Consider the following 21,916-nt stretch of genomic DNA (forward strand, 5'->3'; position numbering starts at 1 on the left):
TGGCGATGTACTGCAACGGATGACTCAGGAAAGTTGACAAATGAACTTAGGGCATCTCAGTTCAAGGCTCACCAGCGTGAACCGGCGGCTCTGCTCTCGTCACCGGCCAGCCGGCGGGCGTGCGCCCTACCTTGAAGCTTGCTGAAATCAAGGGGCCGCAGCGATCGAGTTGGCAGCCTTCTTCGCCGAGGCTTCGACCGAGAAGAACCGCTGATCGCAGCCAGCTGGTGGCCTTGCGTACCACCAAGATATCCGCCACTAACCCACTTTCATTGGCCGGGGGAGCGCTGATTGAAGATGACGGGAGAACGTCCCTACTCTGACCCCGAAGCCGCGGCGCGCAAACTGGTGGAAATCGCCGCTGCCACGCCTGCCGTGCAGGACGGCCGGATCTACATCGAGCGGATCAACGCGCAATTCGTGGCCCTCTTGAAGGGCAGCCGTGGCCATCCGGAGTTCGGGAACGGCCTCCGATATGCGATCGAGCACGGCTGGCTCGAGCTGCATGAGAGCGGAACTTACGTCAGGCTGCTCAACAAAGACGGTGCGCGGCCTCTCTGAAGCGAGTCATAGGTGCTGTTCAGATTAAATTTAGGACGCTCTATCATTTGAGACTCCAGGGGTGAGTCCCGGGCGCGACCCTATCGGCCGGCGCGCCGCTTTGAATATGGCGCGTCGGGCGGTCCCGGTGCCTCTCGGTCCTCCAGCCCGGAGATGCCCGGGGCCGTTCGTACCCGCACAGGGGAATTAGGACACCAGGTGTCGCCGGACTTCGCCGGGCTGCACGTTCAATGAAGCTGTCAGGTCCGCATCCAACTCCCGTTCAACTAGGCTCGCTGCCCAGCCTTCGGGAATGGCGTCGAGCACTCGATCCACAGCGGCGCCTCGCTCCGTCGCTGCTAGCCAGAGCTGGCGTTCGCCGCTGTCGGTTGTGACCCGAACCAAATAAACCCGTTGCATCACGTATAAGTACCAAAACGGGCTCAGGTTTCTAGCGCACCCGCAAAAGGGAACCGCAAACTGAGGCGGCCTTACTGCCTTGTGTGGTGCTTCAGCCGACCGACGTGTCGTTCTAGCTGCCAAACATCAAGGTCGTGCCCATCGAGTAATTGGGCCGCCTTCTCTTTGGCTTCTTCGTCGTTGGCGCAATCCAGCTCATGCACAACGCCGGTAATGCGCCCGTCATCATCAAGGATGTAAGCACGGTAGTCCATGGCGGCCGTTCCCCATATGGAACGATTGTACCACCAGCTACGCGCCTGAAAACAACATAGGACACGTGGGCTCAAATACGGACAGCTTCCGACCTCACTTTTTACGCTCCTGTTCTATGGCCTCAAGGGTCTGGTTGAACTCCGCAAGCGTCGCCGCAAGCTGAAGAGTGATCAATGAGAGGCCGCCAACAGAGGCGGCCTTTGGGGGAACAGATGCTTCAGGCTGACTTAGTCATGGATGATCTGTTGCGGGAGTTTTTGACGGAGACCAGCGAGAGCCTGGACACCGTCGACAATCAGCTGGTGAAGTTCGAGCAGGAGCCGAACAACGCCAAGATTCTGGATAACATCTTCCGCCTCGTCCACACCATCAAGGGCACCTGCGGCTTCCTTGGCCTGCCGCGGCTCGAAGCGCTGGCCCATGCCGGCGAGACCTTGATGGGCAAATTCCGTGACGGCATGCCGGTGACCGGCCAGGCCGTGACCGTGATCCTGTCCTCGATCGACCGCATCAAGGAGATTCTGGCCGGCCTCGAGGCAACCGAGGCCGAGCCGGAGGGCAACGACCGCGATCTCATCGACAAGCTGGAAGCGATGGTCGAGCAGGGCATGGCCGCAATGGCGGCAGGTGCTGCCGCTCCCGTTGCTGAAGCCCCGCCGCTGGTGCCGGAAGCGCCCGCCGCTGCACCTGCTCCTGCAAAAGAGATGACGACCGGCACGCTGATCGATCAGACCCTGGAGCGCCCGCTCCGTCCGGGCGAAGTCTCGCTCGACGAGCTCGAGCGCGCCTTCCGCGAGACCGCGATCGAAGCGCCGGCCCCCGCGCCTGTTGCCAAGGCCGAGCCCGCACCTGCGCCGGCTGCTGAAGCCCCCGCGCCTGTCGCCAAGGAAACTGCGAAGGAAGCTGCGAAGGAAGCCAAGGAAACTGCAAAGCCCGCCAAGGAGAAGGCCGCGCCGAAGAAGTCGATGGCCGACGAGAGTGCCGGCGAGGGCGACCGCATCGCCAACCAGTCGATCCGCGTCAACGTGGATACGCTGGAGCACCTCATGACCATGGTCTCCGAGCTGGTCTTGACCCGCAACCAGCTCTTGGAGATCTCAAGGCGCAACGAGGACACCGAGTTCAAGGTGCCGCTGCAGCGCCTCTCCAACGTCACCGCCGAGCTGCAGGAAGGCGTCATGAAGACGCGCATGCAGCCGATCGGCAATGCCTGGCAGAAGCTGCCCCGCATCGTCCGCGACCTCTCCAGCGAACTCGGCAAGCAGATCGAGCTGGAGATGCACGGCGCCGACACCGAGCTCGACCGCCAGGTGCTCGACCTGATCAAGGACCCGCTCACCCACATGGTGCGCAACTCCGCCGATCAGGCCGCGGTCTCAACACCGAGAAGATCAAGGCCAAGGCGCTCTCCTCCGGTCTCGTCACCGAGGCCGAGCTCGAGAAGATGAGCGAAGCCCAGATCCACAAGTTCATCTTCGCGCCGGGCTTCTCCACCGCGGCCGCCATCACCTCGGTCTCGGGCCGCGGCGTCGGCATGGACGTGGTCCGCACCAATATCGACCAGATCGGCGGCACCATCGACATCAAGTCGGTGGCCGGCGAAGGCTCCTCCGTCACCATCAAGATCCCGCTGACCCTCGCCATCGTCTCCGCGCTGATCGTGGAAGCCGCCGGTGACCGCTTTGCCATTCCGCAGCTCTCGGTGGTCGAGCTGGTGCGCGCCCGCGCCAACTCCGAGCACCGCATCGAGCGCATCAAGGACACCGCGGTCCTCAGGTTGCGCAACAAGCTGCTGCCGCTGATCCACCTCAAGAAGCTGCTCAAGATCGACGACGGCGCGGCCTCCGATCCCGAGAACGGCTTCATCGTGGTCACCCAGGTCGGCAGCCAGACGTTTGGCATCGTCGTCGACGGCGTCTTCCACACGGAAGAGATCGTCGTGAAGCCGATGTCGACCAAGCTGCGTCACATCGACATGTTCTCCGGCAACACCATCCTGGGCGATGGCGCCGTGATCATGATCATCGACCCCAACGGCATTGCGAAAGCGCTCGGCGCCGCCGGCTCCTCGGCCCATGACATGGCCGACGAGAACGGCGCGCATCACATCGGAAGTGGCGAGCAGACCACCTCGCTCCTCGTCTTCCGCGCCGGCTCGTCGCAGCCCAAGGCGGTCCCGCTTGGGCTCGTCACGCGCCTCGAAGAGCTGCCCGCCGACAAGATCGAGTTCTCGAACGGCCGCTACATGGTGCAGTACCGCGAGCAGCTGATGCCGCTGGTGGCCATGGAGAGCGTCACCATCGCCAGCCAGGGCGCCCAGCCGATCCTGGTGTTCGCCGATGACGGCCGCTCCATGGGCCTCGTCGTCGACGAGATCATCGACATCGTCGAGGAACGGCTCAACATCGAGGTCGGCGGCTCCTCCTCCGGCATTCTCGGCTCGGCCGTGATCAAGGGCCAGGCCACCGAAGTGATCGACGTCGGCCATTTCCTCCCCATGGCGTTCGCCGACTGGTTCACCCGCAAGGAGATGAAGCCGTCGATGCATTCGCAGTCGGTGCTGCTGGTCGACGACTCCGCCTTCTTCCGCAACATGCTGGCGCCCGTCCTGAAAGCCGCGGGCTACCGCGTCCGCACCGCGCCGACCGCGCAGGAGGGCCTCGCCGCTCTGCGCGCGCAAAGCTTCGACGTGATCCTGACCGACATCGAGATGCCGGACATGAACGGGTTCGAGTTCGCGGAAGTGATCCGCTCCGACAACAACCTTGCGGCAACGCCGATCATCGGCCTGTCGGCGTTGGTGTCGCCGGCGGCGATCGAGCGCGGCCGTCAGGCCGGCTTCCACGACTATGTCGCCAAGTTCGACCGTCCCGGCCTGATCGCGGCGCTGAAGGAGCAGACCGCGGGCGCCGCCGGCGCCTCCGAGCTGAGCCGGGCCGCGGCCTAAGAGCATGATCCGGAAAAGTGTGAAGCGGTTTTCCGACCAGATCATGCTCAAACAAAAGAGCGGCTAGGACGAGGAGAGACGATATGAGCAAGAAGACGCAAGTTGGCGAAGGTGCCATGGTCGAATACGTCACCGCGATGATCGGCGGCCAGCTGTTCGGCCTGCCGATCTCCCGCGTCCAGGACGTGTTCATGCCCGAGCGCGTCACCCGTGTGCCCCTGGCCTCGCGCGAGATCGCCGGCGTGTTGAACCTGCGCGGCCGCATCGTCACCGTGATCGACATGCGCGCCCGGCTCGGCCTGCGCAAGGCCGAGGACGGCAAGGCGCCGATGGCGGTCGGCGTTGACCTCCGCGGTGAATCCTATGGCCTCCTGATCGACCAGATCGGCGAGGTGCTGCGCCTGCCCGAGGCCGGCATGGAAGAGAACCCCGTCAACCTCGACCCCCGCATGGCCAAGCTCGCCGGCGGTGTCCACCGTCTCGACGGCCAGCTCATGGTCGTCCTCGACGTCGACCGCGTGCTCGAGCTGAATTTCCGTCTCTTCATCGCCCACCTCCGGCTTCATGAAACACCAATCTCGGAGTCCATCAAACCGGCAGCAGCTCAAGCCTCGTCAGGACAAGGTTGTAGGCATCGAGGAGTGGCTTCGCTCTCCGGCAGTTCAGCCGTCAACTTCGTCAATGCGCTCATGGCCCGCCCCTGCAAAGATGATAGCGTGTTGCGAGCGCCACCACAGTATCCTGTGTTAACGAGTTGAGCGGCGTGCTACGAAGCTTGATGGACAGGGCAATGCTGCTGCGCCACCTATACGAAGCGGAACGCCACGTTGCAGAAGTCGAGCGGCACCTTGCAAGGCGGGAAGAGTTGGTCGCTGAGCTTCATCGCGATGGTCAAGACACGAAAGCGGCTAACGAGATTCTTTCCACCATGCGGCAATCACAGGCGCTTCATCTTGAGCATCGCGACCACATCATTCGTGAAACTGAATGAGCCGCGTTAGGTCGAGTGCCAAGGGGCGGCTGCTCCCGCTGTCCCAATGCAGATAGAGCCCTTCGTTTCGTAAATATCGAAGCCCCCCTACGTCGCAGTTGCAAAACAACGAATTCGCGTGTGGCCTACTTCACAACGAACGCCGCACCCATTTGTCTAGACTTGGCCCCATGTGGAGCATCGTCTTTCGTGCGCTGATCGTTGTCGTGGTCGTGCTGGTCGCGATAGCCGCCATGCATGGCGGTCCGTTTACACCGCTTGCCACCGCAGAGATGCCAGCTGTCAACGTGCCGTGACGGACAGGAGTCAAGCGCTACCGAACGCGTGAATCGTGTGGCACTCCATATCTTTCAAGGCGCTCAACGCCCGCCTGTCGCTCAGTTCTCCCAGCCACAGGACCAGCAAAACATAGGCGAAGATCGTAGCCGCGAGGCCAAATAGAGCCGTCGCATACTTCAATAACTGCGGCGGCGACACCACCGTTCCTGTCGCCCCAGACAGACTCGCTCGCAATCTTAAGCAGTTGCAGTAGGCGGCCCGCCTAGCCGGGGGTTACCTTGAACGGCACGACCACCCGGGCCGTCGTTTCGTTGCCGTCTTCATCCCAGCGGCACAGAATCCGTGCCCAGCGGCACAGATTCCAGCCTGAAGCCAGCGATGACACCTTTCGCCATCGTTGGCCCCGGTGCACTCCAACGTGAATGATTTGCTCTCTCCCTTTCCGGAAACACTCACGCCGAAGGACACGTCTATGGCGCCGTCCAAATCGATCGCCCCTTACCGCGGTCTCCCTCCCAGCCGGAATGATGGATAAGGCCATGAACACCCTCACCTGCGGCCGCAGCGACAACCCGCATGGGGAGACCTGGCACATCTATTTCAACGACGTCCGCATCGGGACGATCGGTGAGCGCGCCGGCGTGCCCGTTCACGCCGATCAATGGGCATGGTCCGTCGGCTTCTATCCGGGCATGGAGCCGGGCACGCAGCGGAGCGGAATCGCCTCGAGCTTCAATGCCGCCCGCGAGGCCCGAGGCGGCATGGTCCGCCCTGCTCCCCGCCATCCCTGAAACCGCCTTTGCCGAATGGCGCAGCGATCGCGACTGGCGCGCCGAGATGGCGGAGAAACGCGCCCGCGGCGAGAAGCTCGACAGCGAGATCCGGAGCACGCTGATGCGCTGCGTCTGCGGTACGACGTTCGACAGCTGGAAGCCGACCGAGAGCTATGCGCACCGCGCCCACATCTATGCCGCGCAGGCGGCCGGCAGGATCCATTGATGAAGCAAGCCGAAGGTCGCCCCTACGCCGATCCGGAAACCGCCGCGCGCAAGCTGGTGGAGATCGCCGCCGCCACGCCGGCCGTGCAGGACGGCCGGATCTACATCGAGCGGATCAACGCGCAGTTCGTGGCCCTCTTGAAAGGCAGCCGCGGCCATCCGGAGTTCGGCGCCGGTATCAGGTACGCCGTCGAGCACGGCTGGCTCGAGCTGCACGAGAGCGGAACTTACGTCAGGCTGCTCAACAAAGACGGAGCGCGGCCCTTCTGAAAGCGAGCCATGGGGTGCTGTTTGACACCCGCAGATTAAATTCTGGACACTCTATCATTTGAGACTCCGGGAGTGAATCCCGGGCGGGACGCGATCAACCGGCGTGCCGCATTGAGTATGGTGCGTCGGGCGGTCTCGGTGCGTCTCGGTACAGCCCGGAGGTGCCCGGGGCCGTCCGTACCCGCACAGGGGAATTAGGACACCAGATGTCGCCGGACTTCGCCGGGCAGCATGTTCAATGAAAGCTGTCAAGTCCGCATCCAACTCCCGTTCAACTAGGCTCGCTGCCCAGCCTTCGGGGATGGCGTCGAGCACTCGATCCACAGCGGCGCCTCGCTCCGTCGCTGCTACCCAGAGCTGGCGCTGTCGGTTGTGACCCGAACCAAATAAACCCGTTGCATCATAACTACCAAAACGGGCTTAGGTTTCTAGAATACCTGTAGAAGGGAAACGAGGCCGCAAACTGAGGCGGCCTTACTGCCTTGTGTGGCGCTTCAGCCGAACGACGTGTCGTTCTCGCTGCCAAACATCAAGGTCGTGCCCATCACGTAATTGGGCCGCCTTCTCTTCGGCTTCTTCGTCGTTGGCGCAATCCAGCTCATGCACGCCGGTAATGCGCCCGTCATGCTGACAAGCGGTTACAGCGGAGCGGCCATTCACGAAGCCAAGGAGACCGGAGTTAATATTTTATCAAAGCCGTATCGGATCGAGGAACTGGCTGTGGCCCTCAATGCTGTGAAGTCCCAGAGAACGCTGTCGCCGCGGTATCTGCGCAAGGGCTGACCGATTTCTGCTGGAGACGCGCTGGACGGCGGGTTCCGCCAATCTAACCTACAGCGACCCATGCCGTCCGATGCTTGAATCAGAATGCTCAATAATAAGGGCTCCTGCAGGGTTGATATCGTCGCGGAGACGAGCGGTAGCCGCGGAGATCACTGGCTTCCGTGAGGAGCCACGTCTCTTGTAGTCATTCTAGCAACGTCAGCTTCTGGCCCCTCTCGGACGTCGTGCAATATCAGCTCCTATGTCGCTGTTGGGGGGTAAGCTGACATGGCGGATTTATGATGGGGTGGACGCCCCGCCCCGGGGATGCCCGGGACCGTTCGTACCCGCAGAGGGGGAATTAGGACACCAGATGTCGCCGGACCTCGCCGGCCTGCATGTTCAATGAAGCTGTCAGGTCCTCATCTAACTCGCGTTCAACTAGACTCGCTGCCCAGCCTTCGGGAATCGCGTCGAGCACTCGATCCACAGCGGCGCTTCGCTCCGTCGCTGCCAGCCAGAGCTGGCGTTCGCCGCTGTCGGTTGTGACCCGAACCAAATAAACACGTTGCATCCCGTATAAGTACCAAAACGGGCTTAGGTTTCTGTGAGGCCGCCTTAGTTCATCTTGCAGCGTAGCTTCTTGATGATCTCCCGCAGCTCAGCTGCATATTCCTCAATAGTGCGCTGCGCCTCCTCTGGCGCCCCCTACCAGACAAGCCCTCCACAGAGTTTTCCTTTGCAGTCCAATCCTGCTTCCAGCGCGCCAATTTTCCGACCTCAACCTGGCTCCAGCAACTATGGCCAAGTCCGCGACGGTTTTCGCCGGTTCCGGTGAATTCACCATCGGCACACGGCTTGCCGTGTGTGGCACATCGCTTGGCACGAACTGCACTTGCACAGGAGAGCGCAATATCTGCACAATCAGTGAGCTTTCCGCCCAGGATGTTCTACCTCCAATCGAACGATTCGACGGCGGGCAGCGAGGGCCCCGGCGCTTAACCAGCCCCCTATCCCCGGCGTCGGGGCCACGTTCCGCGAGCAAGATTTCGCTGGTGTCCCGCCATGTCGGAAAAGTTGAGGCTTCGGCGGAGTGAGAACATGAGAGAGGTTCCGATATTCACCTGTGCCCACTGTCAAGTGCAAGACCGGGATGTGATCAGCGTTACTGTCTCCTACAAGAAGGGAGATTCTGTCCATGGCAAGTGGCACCCAGCGTGCTTCGAGCAGGACAGGCCGACGCTGAAACGCATGGGCGACCCCATAGTCGGCATCTGCAGCAGCGCACCCCCGAGCGACCCACGTAGCATCGATCATCTACGCCACCACGAACAATGGGTAGAGCTGGCGAGGGCAATCGGGCGGCAGATCGCGAGAGATGAACGTGACGACGCCTCGCCAAGTGTGTCGTCGAGTAATGGAAGAAGGCCAACAGGCTGACCTACCCTGCCGCCGCCCGCAGGCCGCTCGAGCTCGCTGCCCAGGTTGAGCCAGTCCAGGACGGCCGAATCCATATCGAGAAGATCAACGCGCTCAATTCTCTTCACCATGAAGGCCACCGGCGCCCCCGATCGGGACCACCGAACCATTGAAATCAGCCGGGCAAGTCCAGATCGTCGCGAAGGTCGTCGTCTCGGTGGGCCCGTAGCAGTTCATGAGACGCACGGGGCCGTTTTCTTTCAACACTCTCAAAAATGAGGCAAGATCACCGCGCTCACCCCCACAGAGGAGGTGCTTCAGTTGCGCCAGCGTCGGAGCAATCGAGGATGTATATTGGTTGAATAATGCTGTTGTCAGAAACAGTGACGTCACCCGATGCCGTTCAAGCGCCCGGGCAAAGCTAGCAGTATCCCTGACGGTGGCCGCATGCATGGCAACAATGCAACCACCGTTAAGCAGCGGTGCCCATACCTCGAATGTGCTTGCGTCGAAGGCGGGATTGCCAGCCCATGCCACCCGATCTCCTTCATCGATCTTCACATAACCACTGTTGATCACGAGCCGGTTGACGGCACGATGAGGAACAACAACTCCTTTGGGAAGGCCAGTTGAGCCGGAGGTGTACATGACGTAAGCGGCGGTTTCAGCGCTCAACGCCAGCCCTGGATCGGAACTACATTCCGTGCCAGCTATGAGCGGCTCAATAGCACGAACAGGTATGGTCGCCTCAACCAGATCATCCCCGCAAAGCACCAAGCGTGCAGCACAATCGGCCATCAACAATTCTTGTCGCGCGACCGGAAGGGCGCGATCGATCGGTACATACACCCCACCCGCCTTCAGAATCCCCAGCTGGGCCACCACAAGAGCGGCGGAGCGGTCCAGCACAGTGGCAATGCGATCCCCATGTTTGACCCCGAGAGCGATCAGGTGATGTGCCAGGCGGTTGGCTCGCGCGTTGAGCTCGCCATAGCTCAGCCGCTCATCTTCGCAGACCAGCGCCACCGCATCCGGCGCCTTGTGCACCTGCGCCTCGAACAGCTCGTGGATGCACCGCTCCGCAGGGTACGGCGCCGCCGTCCGGTTCAGCTCCTCCAGCAGATACGAGCGCTCGGCAGCCGAGAGCAGCTCAATCCGGCGGACCTCTTGCTGCGCATCGGTAGCCATCGCCCGCAGCAGCGCCAGCAGATAACCACGCTGCCGTTCGATCGTCGCCTGATCAAACAGCGCCGTCGCATAAGCCAGCGTTCCGGCGATCTGCTCGCCATGCTCGCCAAGGCTCAGCTCAAGATCGAACTCGACTTGATCAACCTGGTCTCCGGCAGCTTCGACACTCAGCCCCGCCGGCAACTGTTATGTTGGGTTGGCTTTCAGGTACGGCTTTCTGTCACGCATCATGGCATTGAGGACCGTTAGCAGCTTCCTGGCGACGGCAATGAGGGCGAGCTTGGCTGGTTTGCCGGCCCGTCGCAGCCGTGCGTAGAAGGCCTTGAACGGATCGGCCCTGCGAACCGCGTTGAGCGCAGCCATGTAGAGGGCGTCACGGACGCGCTTTCGGCCGCCGGCAATCTTGCGTTTGCCGCGGAAGGCTCCGCTGTCGACGTTGAAGGGAGCCAGGCCGGCGAGCGCCGCGATCTGCTTGGCTCCCACATGTCCGAGTTCCGGCATCTTCGCGATGAGTTGCATGCAAGCCACGGGACCCACGCCAGGCAGTGAGCGCATCAATCGCGCATCGTCCGCAATCTCTCGCTCGGCTTTGATTAGTCCCCTGATGTCGGCCTCGATCTCGGCGATCTCGCCGTCGAGGACTTCAATGAGGCGACCGATGCGCTCGGCCATGGCACGGTCGTCGGTCTCGCTGCGCCGGTTCTTCTCCTGCGCGCGCATGCGAACCAGCTGATCTCGCCGTTTTGCAAGTCCCGCCAAGGCGTTGCGGGCGGGATTGGCAGTCGGCTCCGTTGCTGGCTGCATGGCCCGCGCAAAGGCTGCCAGCATTCGCGCGTCGATCGGGTCGGTCTTGGCGAGCTGCCCGCTGGCGCGCGCGAAGTCACGAGCCCGGGCCGGGTTGATCCGGGCGAAACGGATGCCGGCCTCGCTCAGCGCTTCGCGAAGCTCGAGGTCATAAACACCCGTGGCCTCGAAGACGACCAGCACATCGCATCGCCAACGCGCCGCGATCTGGGTGATGGCCTGCGTCGCGTTGGCGATGCGCTCCGGCACGCCCAGGCCTTCATCGAAGATATCGAGATATTGTTTGGAGACGTCGATTCCGACGCAACGAAGGGGTATGATCACGGTGCCTGTCCCTGTGATGCGAGGTCTGTTGGCGCAGCCTCGTGCAACTGTTCAGGTTGGTAATGGAACGGGCGGGAGACCGAGCCGGCTCACGGCGTCAAGCGCCAAGGACCCAACGGCTTCCCGCCCAACCGACCGAGCGAGTCGGAGACCGCGGAGAGCGCGGCGTTGTCGGCGCGCATCGAGGTTGCGATCGACCAGTAGGCGGCGTTGTCCGAAGCGGTCGAGACGCGCTGGCCGGTCGAGATCCGGTTTTCGGTGGTCTGCAGGTTGGAGCTGACGTTGCGGAGGGTCTGCAGCGCCGTCATTGCTGCGGAGTTAGTGAGGAGGCTAGAACTCATTTTGACGTCCCCTTGAAACAGATTGAAATTTGTTGGGACATACCGGACTTGCACCGGTACGACAGGGCGGCATCATGCCTTTGGGCTGCGAAAAGCGCGCTCAACCGGTCGTAACGGCGGCGATAGCACGCGAAGTTTGCGCGAGGCTTGTGGCTCCGTAACCGGACCACAATAATGCAAGCGGAATTACGGCCGGCGCGGGACGTCACGCCAAAACGAAAAGAGCCGCGCTTCGCGAGAAGCGCGGCTCCCTTAGATAGCTTTCGGGCTTAGCGGAACAGCGAGAGGATGCTCTGGCTGTTCTGGTTGGCGATCGAGAGCGCCTGAACGCCGAGCTGCTGCTGGGTCTGCAGCGCCTGGAGGCGGGTCGATTCCGCGTTCATGTCGGCGTCGACGAGCTGGCCGATACCGCGATCCACCGAGTCCATCAGGGTCTTGACGAATTCCGTGTTGGTCGAGATGCGGTTCTTGACGGCGCCGAGGTCGGCAGCGGCCGAAGCCACCGAGTTGATCGCGGCGGTGACCTGCGCGATGTAGCCGTCGAGCGTGGCCTGGTCGGTGGCCGCGTCGGTCAGCGAGGTGATGGTCAGGTTGGCGACCGACACACCGGCGGTCGTCTGCGTGTCCAGAATGCCGCTCGTGCCCGACGTGTAGAGCGAGTAGCTGGAGATCGTCAGGGTGATGGAGCCGATCGTGGGCGTGCTCTGGACGCGGGAGAACGGACAAAGACCCAATATCGTCGTCATCATGGGGGACGATATCGGAATCTGGAATATTGGTGCTTACCATCGTGGCATGATGGCCGGCCGGACGCCGAACCTCGACAAGATTGCGGCGGAGGGCATGCTGTTTACCGATTACTACGCCGAAGCGAGCTGCACAGCGGGTCGCGCCAATTTCATCACCGGAGAGCTGCCGATCCGCACCGGCATGACCACGGTCGGCCAGGCCGGCGCGCCCACAGGCTTGCCGGCGGAGGCCGTGACCATCGCCACCGCGCTCAAAGGCATGGGATATGCCACCGGCCAGTTCGGCAAGAATCACCTTGGCGACAAGAATGAATTTTTGCCGACGGTACATGGCTTCGACGAATTCTTCGGCTACTTGTATCACCTCGACGCGATGGAAGATCCGGCTCACCCCGGTTATCCGCAAGACCTATTGAACGTCGTTGGTCCGCGCAACATGCTGCATACGTGGGCGACCGATGTCGACGATGCCACGGTGGACCCGCGCTGGGGCAAGGTGGGCAAGCAAAGGATCGAGGACGCCGGCACGCTCTATCCCAAGAGGATGGAAACCGTGGACGACGAAATCCGGGACCTTGCCCTGAAGTTCATTGAGAAGGCCAAGGCCGACAACAAGCCGTTCTTCCTGTGGCTCAATCCAACCCGCATGCGCGGTTGGCGAGCTTTACATTGGCGGGGCGGGGGTGGCACGTGGCTATCTGAACCGCCCTGAGCTGACAGCCGAGCGGTTCATCACCAGTCCCTTTGTCGAGGGCGATCGGCTGTACCGGACCGGCGACCTGGCACGCTACCTGCCGGACGGCAATCTTGAGTTCCTGGGCCGCAACGACGATCAGGTGAAGATCCGCGGCTATCGCATCGAGCCGGGCGAGATCGTCGCAAAGCTTTGCGAGCACGCCTGGGTGCGCGAGGCGGTGGTGGTGGCGCGCCAGAACGGCGCCGGTGACAAGCATCTGATCGCCTATGTGGTCTGCGCGCCCGAGGCCGGCTCGGATGAGGGCGATGCAGGCGGGCTTGCGAGCGCTTTGCGCGCGCACTTGAGTGCGCGGCTGCCGGACTACATGGTGCCGAGCGCGTTCGTGCGGCTGGCAGCGCTTCCGCTCACGGTCAATGGCAAGCTCGATCGCAACGCGCTGCCGGCGCCGGCCGATCAGGCCTATGCACTGGCAGCCTATGAGGCGCCGCAAGGGGCAGTCGAGACGGCGCTGGCGCAGATCTGGGCCGAGCTCCTTGGTGTCGAGCGCATCGGGCGCAACGACCACTTCTTCGAACTGGGCGGCCACTCCCTCTTGGCCGTGCAGATGGTCCGCAACATCGCCGAAGTCACCACCGCCGTGGCGCGCGGCGACTTGTCCCGCAAGATCACCGTGGACGTGAAGGGCGAAATCCTCGAGCTCAAGAACACCATCAACACGATGGTGGACCAGCTCAACGGCTTCGCTGGCGAAGTGACGCGCGTCGCCCGCGAGGTCGGCACCGAAGGCAAGCTCGGCGGTCAGGCCGAGGTGCCCGGCGTCGCCGGCACCTGGAAGGACCTCACCGACAACGTCAACTTCATGGCCTCGAACCTGACGGCCCAGGTCCGCAACATCGCCGAGGTCGCGACCGCGATCGCCGGCGGCGACCTGTCGAAGAAGATCACGGTCGACGTGCGCGGCGAGATCCTGCTGCTCAAGGACACCTTGAACACCATGGTCGAGCAGCTCCGCTCCTTCGCCGCCGAAGTGACGCGCGTGGCGCGCGAGGTCGGCACCGAAGGCCGGCTCGGCGGTCAGGCCGTCGTGCCCGGCGTCGGCGGCACCTGGAAGGACCTCACCGACAACGTCAACCTGCTCGCCGCGAACCTCACGACGCAAGTCCGCAACATCGCCGAAGTCACCACCGCCGTGGCGCGCGGCGACTTGTCCCGCAGGCGAGGCCTTCTGGTCAAAGGAAACATTTCGCATTTTCCAATTAGATCCTGACACAGTGCCGCCGGGGCCGCAGCTCGTCGTTGAGCGCACTCATCCAGAGGATAGGGCTTCAGTTAAAGAACTTATCGATCGCACGATGCGAGACCCGAGCGATTTCGAGCACGAATACCGGCTCCTGCTACCGGACGGCTCGGTAAAGCACATCCATGCGCAGGCGCGAGCGACGAGAACAGCCTCTGGTGACATCGAGTTTGTTGGGGCAGCTACGGATATCACGGCGGCGAGGCGAGCAGAACAGCAGCTGCGCCGCAGCGAGGCCTATCTGGCCGAGGCTCAGCATCTCAGTCACACGGGCAGCTGGTCCTGGGACGTCTACTGTCTAGATTTCATATATCGGTCCGCCGAGGTCGATCGTCTGTTCGGCTTTAGCCCACAAGAGCCGGTATCGATCGAGACCATTCGATCGCGCATCCATCCGGACGACTTGCCGCGGCTACAGGAGGTGCAGCGCCAGGCGATTGAACACAAGGAGCGGCGGTTCGAATATGATTTGAAGTCCAATCTTGCATCGATGGCGACAGCTCGCATTAGACCAGGTTGAAAAGGCTGCCAGTGTGAAACGGCGGTTGTCCCCACGCACGACCGCCGTGGCTCGCGCGCGTTCCGCGGTCCAAGGCGTTAATAGTTTGCGAGGTGGGTGGGCCGGTCGATGCGGGAACCAAGCTAGTCTTGCTATGTTGCAACCCGCCGGGATCACTGAGACCAGCATTAGGAATTCACATGTCAGCCCAGATCATCAAGTTGTCCGACCGCAGGACGCGTCCTACACCATCTTTGAGCTTGATAGACCTGCAGCTTTCGTTTTTCATTGCGTACGTTGACGTAAGCCTCGCGGCCTATCAGTCGGTGGTTAATGCTGCCGAGCAAGGTTGGAGGACGCTCGTCGGTCACAATGATTGATTTTGATTGTAAAGTTGAACTCCGCATAGGGTCGCCGCAAGCTGAAGAGTGATCAATAAGAGGCCGCCAACAGAGGCGGCCTTTGGGGGAACAGATGCTTCAGGCTGACTTAGATCGCCAAGAGCCTGAAGAAGCCGCTGGTCCGCCTGATCGGCCATGGCGAGGCCATGAAGGGCCCGCGCGGCGGCAAGGATCTCGACCTCACATACTCCGCCGGCGTCTGGTCCGGCCCGCGCGCGTTCGAGGAAGCCGGCATTACGCCGAAGGACATCAAATACGCCTCGATCTATGACAGCTTCACCATCACCGTCTTGATGCAGCTCGAGGACCTCGGCTTCTGCAAGAAGGGCGACGGCGGCAAGTTCGTCGCCGACGGCAATCTGATCTCGGGTGTCGGCAAGCTGCCGTTCAACACCGATGGCGGCGGCCTCTGCAGCAACCATCCCGTCAATCGCGGCGGCATGACCAAGATCATTGAGGCCGCCAGGCAGCTGCGCGGCGAGGCGCATCCGAAGGTGCAGGTGAAAAATTGCGATCTCGCCATCGCCCACGGCACCGGCGGCCTTCTGGGTGTTCGCCACGCCGCCTCGACGGCCATTCTGGAGCGCGTGTGATGAGCGAAGCGAAAAATCAGCCAGGCATGGAAGCCCGACCGCGACACCCCCAGCGCATCGCATAGCCATGCCACCAGGTCGCCCGGTGCTTCGCGATGAAGACGAACTTCATGTCGCTTCCTTCGCGAAGAAGGCTGCGGCCTTTTTTAGGATATCCCGCTCGGCCTTTAACTTGGCGACCTCACGGCGCAACCGCTCGATCTCCTGCTGCTCCGGCTTCATCTGCCCGTGGCCGGGAAAGGCCTGCACCGGATCAGAGCCGAACTCTTTCACCCTTTTGCGCAGAACGTTCTCATGGACATCCAGGTCGCGCCCGGCCTGCGCCACCGACATCCCCACGCTCCCTAACCAGCTTGACCGCCTCGATCTTGAACTCGCGACTGAATTTCCGTCTCTTCATCGCCCACCTCCGGCTTCATGAAACACCAATCTCGGGGGCGTATCGCGATCGTCACGAACGTGGACCGGGCGGCGGTGGGCGTGGGCCACATCGGCGCGAGAAGCTTCGCAGGGCGGGCAACCGTGAGCGAAGACCTCGCGCCTGCGACAGATGTGGTTCACGTACGGCAAAATCGTGTGGTCCTGGCGCCCGGGGTCTGTGCGCCAAGTCTTGCGGTGATGTGTGCTGTCCAACCGGATACGCGCATCAGCCATCCGCAAGGCGACGGGGGCAATAGTGCATCGCTCCCCGGGGAGCGCACGACATACGCCGTTCCAACCACTGCGCAGGGAAGGCCGGATGTTTGGCTTCACCTGTATGCCGCTGTGCAAATTCTTTGTTGCCACCTTTCGCACAGTGGACCGTGGGTGCCCGGCCGGACGACGGATCGCGTCACTTCCCGAACGCCGAATATTTCATCACGCAGGCGGACTACGATTTCTGGACTGACGAGACCAAGGTGCCGTCCGAGTTCAAGGTCTTTCTCGATACGGCGCGCAAGAATCTGCAGCCGAACAAGGACCGGATGCATTTCATCAAGGACGGCGAGGAAATCCTGCCCGGTGTTCATGCGATCTTGGCGCCGGGCCACACGGTCGGTCACACGGTCTTCATGATCAATTCCGGCACGGACTCGCTGTGCTACATCGGCGACCTCGCTCACCACCCGGTCCTGCTACTGGAGAAACCGCTGACCGAGTTCATGTACGATACCGACGCCAAACAGTCGGCGAAGAGCCGGGTGCGTGTGCTCAACATATATTCCAGATTCCGATATCGTCCCCCATGATGACGACGATATTGGGTCTTTGTCCGGCTGGCGCGGGAGTGGGTGCCGGCTGCTGTGCTTGCGCGAAACCTGTCGCGCCGACCGCAGAGAGCGCTGAAGCTGCGACGATGGAGCTGCCGCTCAAAAGGAGATCGCGGCGTTTCAATCCTGCGCTGCTGGGTCCAGTCTCCTTGTTTGGCTGGGCTGGAATCCTATCGTTACTCATTACATGATCCTTTTCCTGGCGATGCGCCTGAAGCCGGGATGGCTTAGGCGGTTTCGATCAGCTCGAGCTATCCGCGCCGATCGATGACGGCGGCAAGAGTCGCGAGCGCAAGGATGTCGGCCGCCGTAAAGCACCTCGCGCATGTTGCCGACGAGTTCTTGGCTTCGATGTACGGCACGGTGTGCGCGCCGCATTTGTCGCCGATCAGCAGCGAGTCGCAGGCGGTGAAGTTACGCGCGCCGGTCGCTTTCCGGTGCGCGGTGACGAGACCGCGATAGGTGTTCTGCGACTTGCCCGCCGCGATGCCCTTGGAGATGATGCGGCTCGACGTGTTCTTGCCGAGATGGATCATCTTGGTGCCCGAATCGACCTGCTGGAAGCCGTTCGAGATCGCGATCGAGTAGAACTCGCCGCTCGAATTATCGCCACGCAGGATGCAGCTCGGGTACTTCCAGGTGATCGCCGAGCCGGTTTCGACCTGGGTCCAGGAGATCTTGGAACGATCACCGCGGCAGTCCGTGAACTCGATGGCGGGCAACCTCACCGCCCAGGTCCGCAACATCGCCGAAGTCGCCACCGCGATCGCCGGCGGCGACCTGTCGCGCAAGATCACCGTGGACGTGCGCGGCGAGATCCTTCAGCTCAAGGACACGCTGAACACGATGGTCGACCAGCTCAACCGCTTCGCGGGCGAGGTGACGCGCGTGGCGCGCGAGGTCGGCACCGAAGGCCGTCTCGGCGGCCAGGCCAACGTGCCCGGCGTCGCCGGCACCTGGAAGGACCTCACCGACAGCGTGAACTCGATGGCGGGCAACCTCACCGCCCAGGTCCGCAACATCGCCGAAGTCTCGGCATCGCCGAGAACGACGCGGACCGCGTCTTGGATCCCTTCTTCACCACCAAGCCGACTGGCCTTGGAATGGGTCTTTCAATCTGCCGGTCGATCGTGGAAGCTCACGGAGGACGGTTGTCAATGGTCCACAAAAGTGGACCGGGCGCGACCTTCCAAGTTGCTCTACCGCCGCATAAGGAGGCCGTCTCGTGACTGCACGATTTGGCGCGCCAGGTGAAGTCAGCAATGCCGAGTCCTCGACAAGGGCGGTTGTCTTCGTCGTGGAGGATGACATCTCCATGCGTCGCTCGCTTACGAACCTTTTTCGAAAAAGGTTCGTAAGCGAGCGACGCATGGAGATGTCATCCTCCACGACGAAGACGGTCGCCTTTGTCGAGGCCTCGGCATTGCTGCCTTCATCTGGCGCGCCAAATCGTGCAGTCACGAGACGGCCTCCTTGTACAGCGGTAAGGCGAACTGGAACGTCGCACCCGGTCCATTTTTGTGGACCATCGACAGTCGTCCTCCATGAGCTTCCACGATCGACCGGCAGATTGAAAGACCCATTCCAAGGCCAGTCGATTTGGTGGTGAAGAAGGGATCCAAGACGCGGTCCGCGTCGTTCTCGGCGATGCCGACGCAAGGCCATGCTGCAGGACATCGCGATCCTGACCGGCGGCCAGGCGATCTCGGAAGATCTCGGCATCAAGCTCGAGAACGTCACGCTCAACATGCTCGGTCGCGCCAAGAAGGTGATGATCGACAAGGAGAACACCACGATCGTCAACGGCGCCGGCAAGAAGGCCGACATCGAGGCGCGCGTGGCCCAGATCAAGGCGCAGATCGAGGAGACAACCTCGGACTACGACCGTGAGAAGCTCCAGGAGCGTCTCGCCAAGCTCGCGGGCGGCGTCGCGGTGATCCGCGTCGGGCATGGCTTTGGCGTTTTCACGTACCCACAACACCGAGCCGTCCTTCCTGACTTTCCGGACGTCCCAAGTGCGCGTTTGTCCGACATCCTCAAGGCACGTCCGAACGCATTCGCGAACGAAACCGCGATCCTCCTCGAGAAATACGTCCAGCACTGATCGAGCGATCAGTTCAGCACGAGCATAGCCGAGTTGTGTCGCGCCGAGTGAATTGACGTTGAGGATAGTGCCGGCTTCATCGACCATGAAGTACATGGCGGGATTGTGCTCGAAGATGGCGCGTGTCGACAGGGCTGGGAAAACTGCGGCGAATAGCGGGCCGTGCGTACGGCAAAACCGTGTGGTCCTGGCCGTCGTTGCTACGGTCAAGCTCTTGCGGATGCGGCAGTCGCGTCAACCGGCGCGGTGCCGGCGACTTTCGTGAGAGTGAGGGAGGCCAGAACGAACTCGGCTCCCGGGAGAGCACGGCATAAGCCGTCCAACCATCGCGCAGGGAAGGCCGTGTGTTGGGCTTCACCTGTATGAGATCGTCAGGGTGATGGAGCCGATCGTGGGCGTGCTCTGGACGCGGGAGAACGACGACACCAGGTCGAAGGTCGCCGGCGTCGAGGCGGTCGCGCTCAGCCAGTTCACGCCGTTGAAGGTCGCCGCATCGGCGGTGTTCTTCATCTGCTGCTGGATCTGGGTGATGTCGGCCTGGATCTTGGAGCGGTCGATACCGGCGGTCTTGGCTTCGACCAGCAGCGACTCGAGACCGGAGGAGAGCGCCTTGGCCTTGATCTTCTCGGTGTTGAGACCGCGGCCATTGTCGGCGATGCAGATGATGATGTGGCCGCCTTCGTGATAGGCGGACAGGCGAATGGTGCCCTGCTCGCCCTTGCCGCTAGCCAAGCGCTCGGCGGGGGTCTCCAGGCCATGATCGGCGGAGTTGCGCACCATGTGGGTGAGCGGGTCCTTGATCAGGTCGAGCACGAGACCGGAGGAGAGCGCCTTGGCCTTGATCTTCTCGGTGTTGAGACCGCGGCCGTTGTCGGCGATGCAGATGATGATGTGGCCGCCCTCGTGATAGGCGGAGAGGCGAATGGTGCCCTGCTCGCCCTTGCCGCTCGCCAAGCGCTCGGCGGGGGTCTCAAGACCGTGATCGGCGGAGTTGCGCACCATGTGGGTGAGCGGGTCCTTGATCAGGTCGAGCAGACAAAGACCCAATATCGTCGTCATCATGGGGGACGATATCGGAATCTGGAATATCGGTGCTTACCATCGAGGCATGATGGCCGGCCGGACGCCGAACCTCGACAAGATCGCGGCGGAGGGCATGCTGTTTACCGACTATTACGCCGAGGCGAGCTGCACCGCGGGTCGCGTCAGGCCCCGGATGTAATCTTGATCCCAGGCATCAAATAGATCACCATCGCGCATGTGCACCCGAACAGCTCTAACGGCGGTGATGCCGTTCACGACGCTTGAGACAGCGGCGCAGGGCGTGCGTGTGCAGATCGACAACATCGCCATCGACGACATTGCGATCCAAAGGAGGCTCCCCTCGGTCCATACGCGCTGAAGCAGAATCAGCGCTGCCGCCCCCCGCAATAGAAGGCGATGGTCAGCACGAGGTCGACCATGTGCTCGTCGGACAGGTCTCATAGCTGCTCGGTTGGCAGTTTCTTCTTTGGAGAAGTCTGCTATGTTGAGGGACCGCGATCAACGAGATCGGCGACAAACTTCAAGCTGTACGTGAGAAGTCGGGCCTTTCGTCTTCTAGCCAATAACCCGGCTTGCCGCCTACACTGTAGTCAGGTCCCACCCTTCCATATGGGCTGGCAGAAGTGGGCTTGGAGTGGTCTTCGGGTGATTCCGGGCCGGGCACCCACGGTCCACTGTGCGAAAGGTGGCAACAAAGAATTTGCACAGCCGTGGGTCCCGAAGCCGGCTCTGGCAACATCGATCCAGAACTTGCTTCGGTGATCCAGAACGCATCCGACAGCAGCGCCTCGTACGGATCCTCGTCGGCGCACGCGGTGGCGGCCGGCTATCTCACATCGAGTTGGGTGATTTCCTGCGAGACGGGAAGGGGCCGAACAGCAAGCGTTGTTGCGATTGATCGGAACGCTGGTCGAAGTACCGCCCTTGGCGGTACTTCGACCAGCGTTCCGATCAATCGCAACAACGCTTGCTGTTCGGCCCTTCCCGTCTCGCAGGAAATCACCCAACTCGATGTGAGATAGCCGGCCGCCAGTGAGCATCGATCGATGTACAGCTACGTACGTCTGAGCATCGATCGATGTTACAGCTACGTACGTCTTGAGCATCGATCGATGTACAGCTACGTACGTCTGAGCACATAAGCCGTCCAACCATCGCGCAGGGAAGGCCGTGTGTTGGGCTTCACCTGTATGCTGCTGTGCGGTCTCCTTGCGCTACCTATTCGCGCAGCGGACCGTCGATGTACAGCTACGTACGTCTGAGCATCGATCGATGTACAGCTACGTACGTCTTGAGCATCGATCGATGTACAGCTACGTACGTCTGAGCAGGTTCGTCTCGCCTGTAAGTTTCCGGCTCTGTCGACAGGGCTGGGAAAACTGCGGCGAATAGCGGGCCGTGCGTACGGCAAAACTACAGCTACGTACGTCTTGAGCATCGATCGATGTACAGCTACGTACGTCTGAGCATCGATCGATGTTACAGCTCGATGTACAGCTACGTACGTCTGAGCATCGATCGATGTACAGCTACGTACGTCTGAGCATCGATCGATGTTACGTAGCTGTACATCGATCGATGCTCAGACGTACGTAGCTGTACATCGATCGATGCTCAGACGTATACGTCTGAGCATCGATCGATGTACAGCTACGTACGTCTGAGCATCGATCGATGTTACAGCATCGATCGATGTACAGCTACGTACGTCTGAGCATCGATCGATGTACAGCTACGTACGTCT

At 61.7% G+C, this 21,916-nt stretch carries 13 protein-coding genes and 17 pseudogenes; 19 read left to right on the forward strand and 11 right to left on the reverse strand.

The window, feature by feature from the left end; translation table 11 throughout:
- Nucleotides 1-291 precede the first annotated feature (291 nt).
- Entirely contained in the window at nt 292-561 is a 270-nt protein-coding gene (locus FOM02_RS46575; RefSeq protein WP_027561320.1) for a hypothetical protein, read from the forward strand.
- A gap of 470 nt (nt 562-1,031) precedes the next feature.
- On the opposite strand, the gene FOM02_RS46580 is transcribed toward FOM02_RS46575, so the two are convergent.
- Complete coding sequence (locus FOM02_RS46580) at nt 1,032-1,214, reverse strand: hypothetical protein (RefSeq protein ID WP_035730401.1); 183 nt, start codon at nt 1,212-1,214, stop codon at nt 1,032-1,034.
- 234 nt (nt 1,215-1,448) lie between these two features.
- Here FOM02_RS46580 and FOM02_RS46585 point away from each other — a divergent pair.
- From FOM02_RS46585 to FOM02_RS46620, 8 genes and pseudogenes are all read left to right on the forward strand, one after another.
- Nucleotides 1,449-4,162, forward strand: a pseudogene (locus tag FOM02_RS46585) (chemotaxis protein CheW).
- Between the two features lie 83 nt (nt 4,163-4,245).
- Nucleotides 4,246-4,692 (forward strand): annotated as a pseudogene (locus FOM02_RS46590) (chemotaxis protein CheW); the annotation flags it as partial.
- A 260-nt stretch (nt 4,693-4,952) separates the two neighbouring features.
- The gene (locus FOM02_RS46595) at nt 4,953-5,153 is read left to right on the forward strand and encodes a hypothetical protein (RefSeq protein ID WP_231164135.1); all 201 of its coding nucleotides are present in this window, start codon (nt 4,953-4,955) and stop codon (nt 5,151-5,153) included.
- A 170-nt stretch (nt 5,154-5,323) separates the two neighbouring features.
- Nucleotides 5,324-5,449, forward strand: a complete 126-nt coding sequence (locus tag FOM02_RS46600) for a hypothetical protein (RefSeq protein WP_265441384.1) — start codon at nt 5,324-5,326, stop codon at nt 5,447-5,449.
- A 522-nt stretch (nt 5,450-5,971) separates the two neighbouring features.
- Nucleotides 5,972-6,223: a hypothetical protein gene (locus FOM02_RS46605; RefSeq protein WP_231164136.1), complete on the forward strand. Its 252-nt coding sequence runs from the start codon at nt 5,972-5,974 to the stop codon at nt 6,221-6,223.
- A complete protein-coding gene (locus FOM02_RS46610; RefSeq protein ID WP_231164137.1) occupies nt 6,168-6,431 on the forward strand; it encodes a hypothetical protein in 264 nt (87 codons plus the stop codon). The genes FOM02_RS46605 and FOM02_RS46610 overlap by 56 nt, the downstream gene beginning before the upstream one ends.
- Nucleotides 6,431-6,700 carry a hypothetical protein gene (locus FOM02_RS46615; RefSeq protein WP_028146520.1) on the forward strand — a complete coding sequence of 90 codons (270 nt, stop codon included), beginning with the start codon at nt 6,431-6,433 and terminating at the stop codon, nt 6,698-6,700. Before FOM02_RS46610 ends, FOM02_RS46615 begins: the two co-directional genes overlap by 1 nt.
- Before the next feature lie 552 nt (nt 6,701-7,252).
- Nucleotides 7,253-7,483, forward strand: a complete 231-nt coding sequence (locus FOM02_RS46620; protein ID WP_265441385.1) for a hypothetical protein — start codon at nt 7,253-7,255, stop codon at nt 7,481-7,483.
- A 1,512-nt stretch (nt 7,484-8,995) separates the two neighbouring features.
- Here the strand turns inward: FOM02_RS46620 and FOM02_RS46625 are convergent.
- From FOM02_RS46625 to FOM02_RS46640, 4 genes and pseudogenes are all read right to left on the reverse strand, one after another.
- Nucleotides 8,996-10,252 (reverse strand): AMP-binding protein, encoded by a 1,257-nt coding sequence (locus FOM02_RS46625; RefSeq protein WP_265441386.1) that lies wholly within the window; start codon nt 10,250-10,252, stop codon nt 8,996-8,998.
- Between the two features lie 3 nt (nt 10,253-10,255).
- Nucleotides 10,256-11,197 carry an IS110 family transposase gene (locus FOM02_RS46630; protein WP_028146463.1) on the reverse strand — a complete coding sequence of 314 codons (942 nt, stop codon included), beginning with the start codon at nt 11,195-11,197 and terminating at the stop codon, nt 10,256-10,258.
- A gap of 134 nt (nt 11,198-11,331) precedes the next feature.
- A pseudogene (locus FOM02_RS46635) lies at nt 11,332-11,538 on the reverse strand (flagellin); the annotation flags it as partial.
- Between the two features lie 269 nt (nt 11,539-11,807).
- A pseudogene (locus tag FOM02_RS46640) lies at nt 11,808-12,257 on the reverse strand (flagellin); the annotation flags it as partial.
- 1 nt (nt 12,258) lies between these two features.
- On the opposite strand from FOM02_RS46640, the pseudogene FOM02_RS46645 reads away from it, so the two are divergent.
- From FOM02_RS46645 to FOM02_RS46665, 5 genes and pseudogenes are all read left to right on the forward strand, one after another.
- Nucleotides 12,259-12,936, forward strand: a pseudogene (locus tag FOM02_RS46645) (sulfatase-like hydrolase/transferase); the annotation flags it as partial.
- A 271-nt stretch (nt 12,937-13,207) separates the two neighbouring features.
- Nucleotides 13,208-13,555 (forward strand): annotated as a pseudogene (locus tag FOM02_RS47480) (AMP-binding enzyme); the annotation flags it as partial.
- Between the two features lie 36 nt (nt 13,556-13,591).
- Nucleotides 13,592-14,227: pseudogene (locus FOM02_RS46655) on the forward strand (HAMP domain-containing protein); the annotation flags it as partial.
- 28 nt (nt 14,228-14,255) lie between these two features.
- Nucleotides 14,256-14,801 (forward strand): PAS domain-containing protein, encoded by a 546-nt coding sequence (locus tag FOM02_RS46660; RefSeq protein ID WP_265441387.1) that lies wholly within the window; start codon nt 14,256-14,258, stop codon nt 14,799-14,801.
- 472 nt (nt 14,802-15,273) lie between these two features.
- Nucleotides 15,274-15,774 (forward strand): annotated as a pseudogene (locus tag FOM02_RS46665) (thiolase C-terminal domain-containing protein); the annotation flags it as partial.
- Between the two features lie 17 nt (nt 15,775-15,791).
- Here the strand turns inward: FOM02_RS46665 and FOM02_RS46670 are convergent.
- A pseudogene (locus tag FOM02_RS46670) lies at nt 15,792-16,174 on the reverse strand (transposase); the annotation flags it as partial.
- Nucleotides 16,175-16,577: 403 nt separating this feature from the next.
- Here FOM02_RS46670 and FOM02_RS46675 point away from each other — a divergent pair.
- A complete protein-coding gene (locus FOM02_RS46675; protein WP_322596945.1) occupies nt 16,578-17,003 on the forward strand; it encodes a hypothetical protein in 426 nt (141 codons plus the stop codon).
- A 347-nt stretch (nt 17,004-17,350) separates the two neighbouring features.
- On the opposite strand, the pseudogene FOM02_RS46680 reads toward FOM02_RS46675, so the two are convergent.
- A pseudogene (locus tag FOM02_RS46680) lies at nt 17,351-17,725 on the reverse strand (SufD family Fe-S cluster assembly protein); the annotation flags it as partial.
- On the opposite strand from FOM02_RS46680, the pseudogene FOM02_RS47485 reads away from it, so the two are divergent.
- Nucleotides 17,724-18,065 (forward strand): annotated as a pseudogene (locus tag FOM02_RS47485) (HAMP domain-containing protein); the annotation flags it as partial. The pseudogenes FOM02_RS46680 and FOM02_RS47485 sit on opposite strands and share 2 nt — an antisense overlap.
- Nucleotides 18,056-18,253 (forward strand): annotated as a pseudogene (locus tag FOM02_RS46690) (ATP-binding protein); the annotation flags it as partial. The pseudogenes FOM02_RS47485 and FOM02_RS46690, both read left to right, overlap by 10 nt.
- A gap of 228 nt (nt 18,254-18,481) precedes the next feature.
- Here FOM02_RS46690 and FOM02_RS46695 read toward each other — a convergent pair.
- On the reverse strand, nt 18,482-18,646 hold the full coding sequence (locus FOM02_RS46695; RefSeq protein WP_265441388.1) for an ATP-binding protein: 165 nt from the start codon (nt 18,644-18,646) through the stop codon (nt 18,482-18,484).
- A 29-nt stretch (nt 18,647-18,675) separates the two neighbouring features.
- On the opposite strand from FOM02_RS46695, the pseudogene groEL reads away from it, so the two are divergent.
- Nucleotides 18,676-18,972: pseudogene (groEL, locus tag FOM02_RS46700) on the forward strand (chaperonin GroEL); the annotation flags it as partial.
- Here the strand turns inward: groEL and FOM02_RS46705 are convergent.
- From FOM02_RS46705 to FOM02_RS47490, 3 pseudogenes are all read right to left on the reverse strand, one after another.
- A pseudogene (locus FOM02_RS46705) lies at nt 18,973-19,251 on the reverse strand (PAS domain S-box protein); the annotation flags it as partial.
- Between the two features lie 246 nt (nt 19,252-19,497).
- Nucleotides 19,498-19,722: pseudogene (locus tag FOM02_RS46710) on the reverse strand (flagellin); the annotation flags it as partial.
- A pseudogene (locus tag FOM02_RS47490) lies at nt 19,714-20,166 on the reverse strand (ATP-binding protein); the annotation flags it as partial. The pseudogenes FOM02_RS46710 and FOM02_RS47490, both read right to left, overlap by 9 nt.
- Between FOM02_RS47490 and FOM02_RS46720 the strand changes: the two are divergent.
- Nucleotides 20,165-20,332 (forward strand): annotated as a pseudogene (locus FOM02_RS46720) (sulfatase-like hydrolase/transferase); the annotation flags it as partial. The pseudogenes FOM02_RS47490 and FOM02_RS46720 sit on opposite strands and share 2 nt — an antisense overlap.
- Nucleotides 20,333-21,916: the final 1,584 nt, after the last annotated feature.

This window comes from Bradyrhizobium sp. SEMIA, assembly GCF_014844175.1.
GTDB lineage: Bacteria > Pseudomonadota > Alphaproteobacteria > Rhizobiales > Xanthobacteraceae > Bradyrhizobium > Bradyrhizobium arachidis.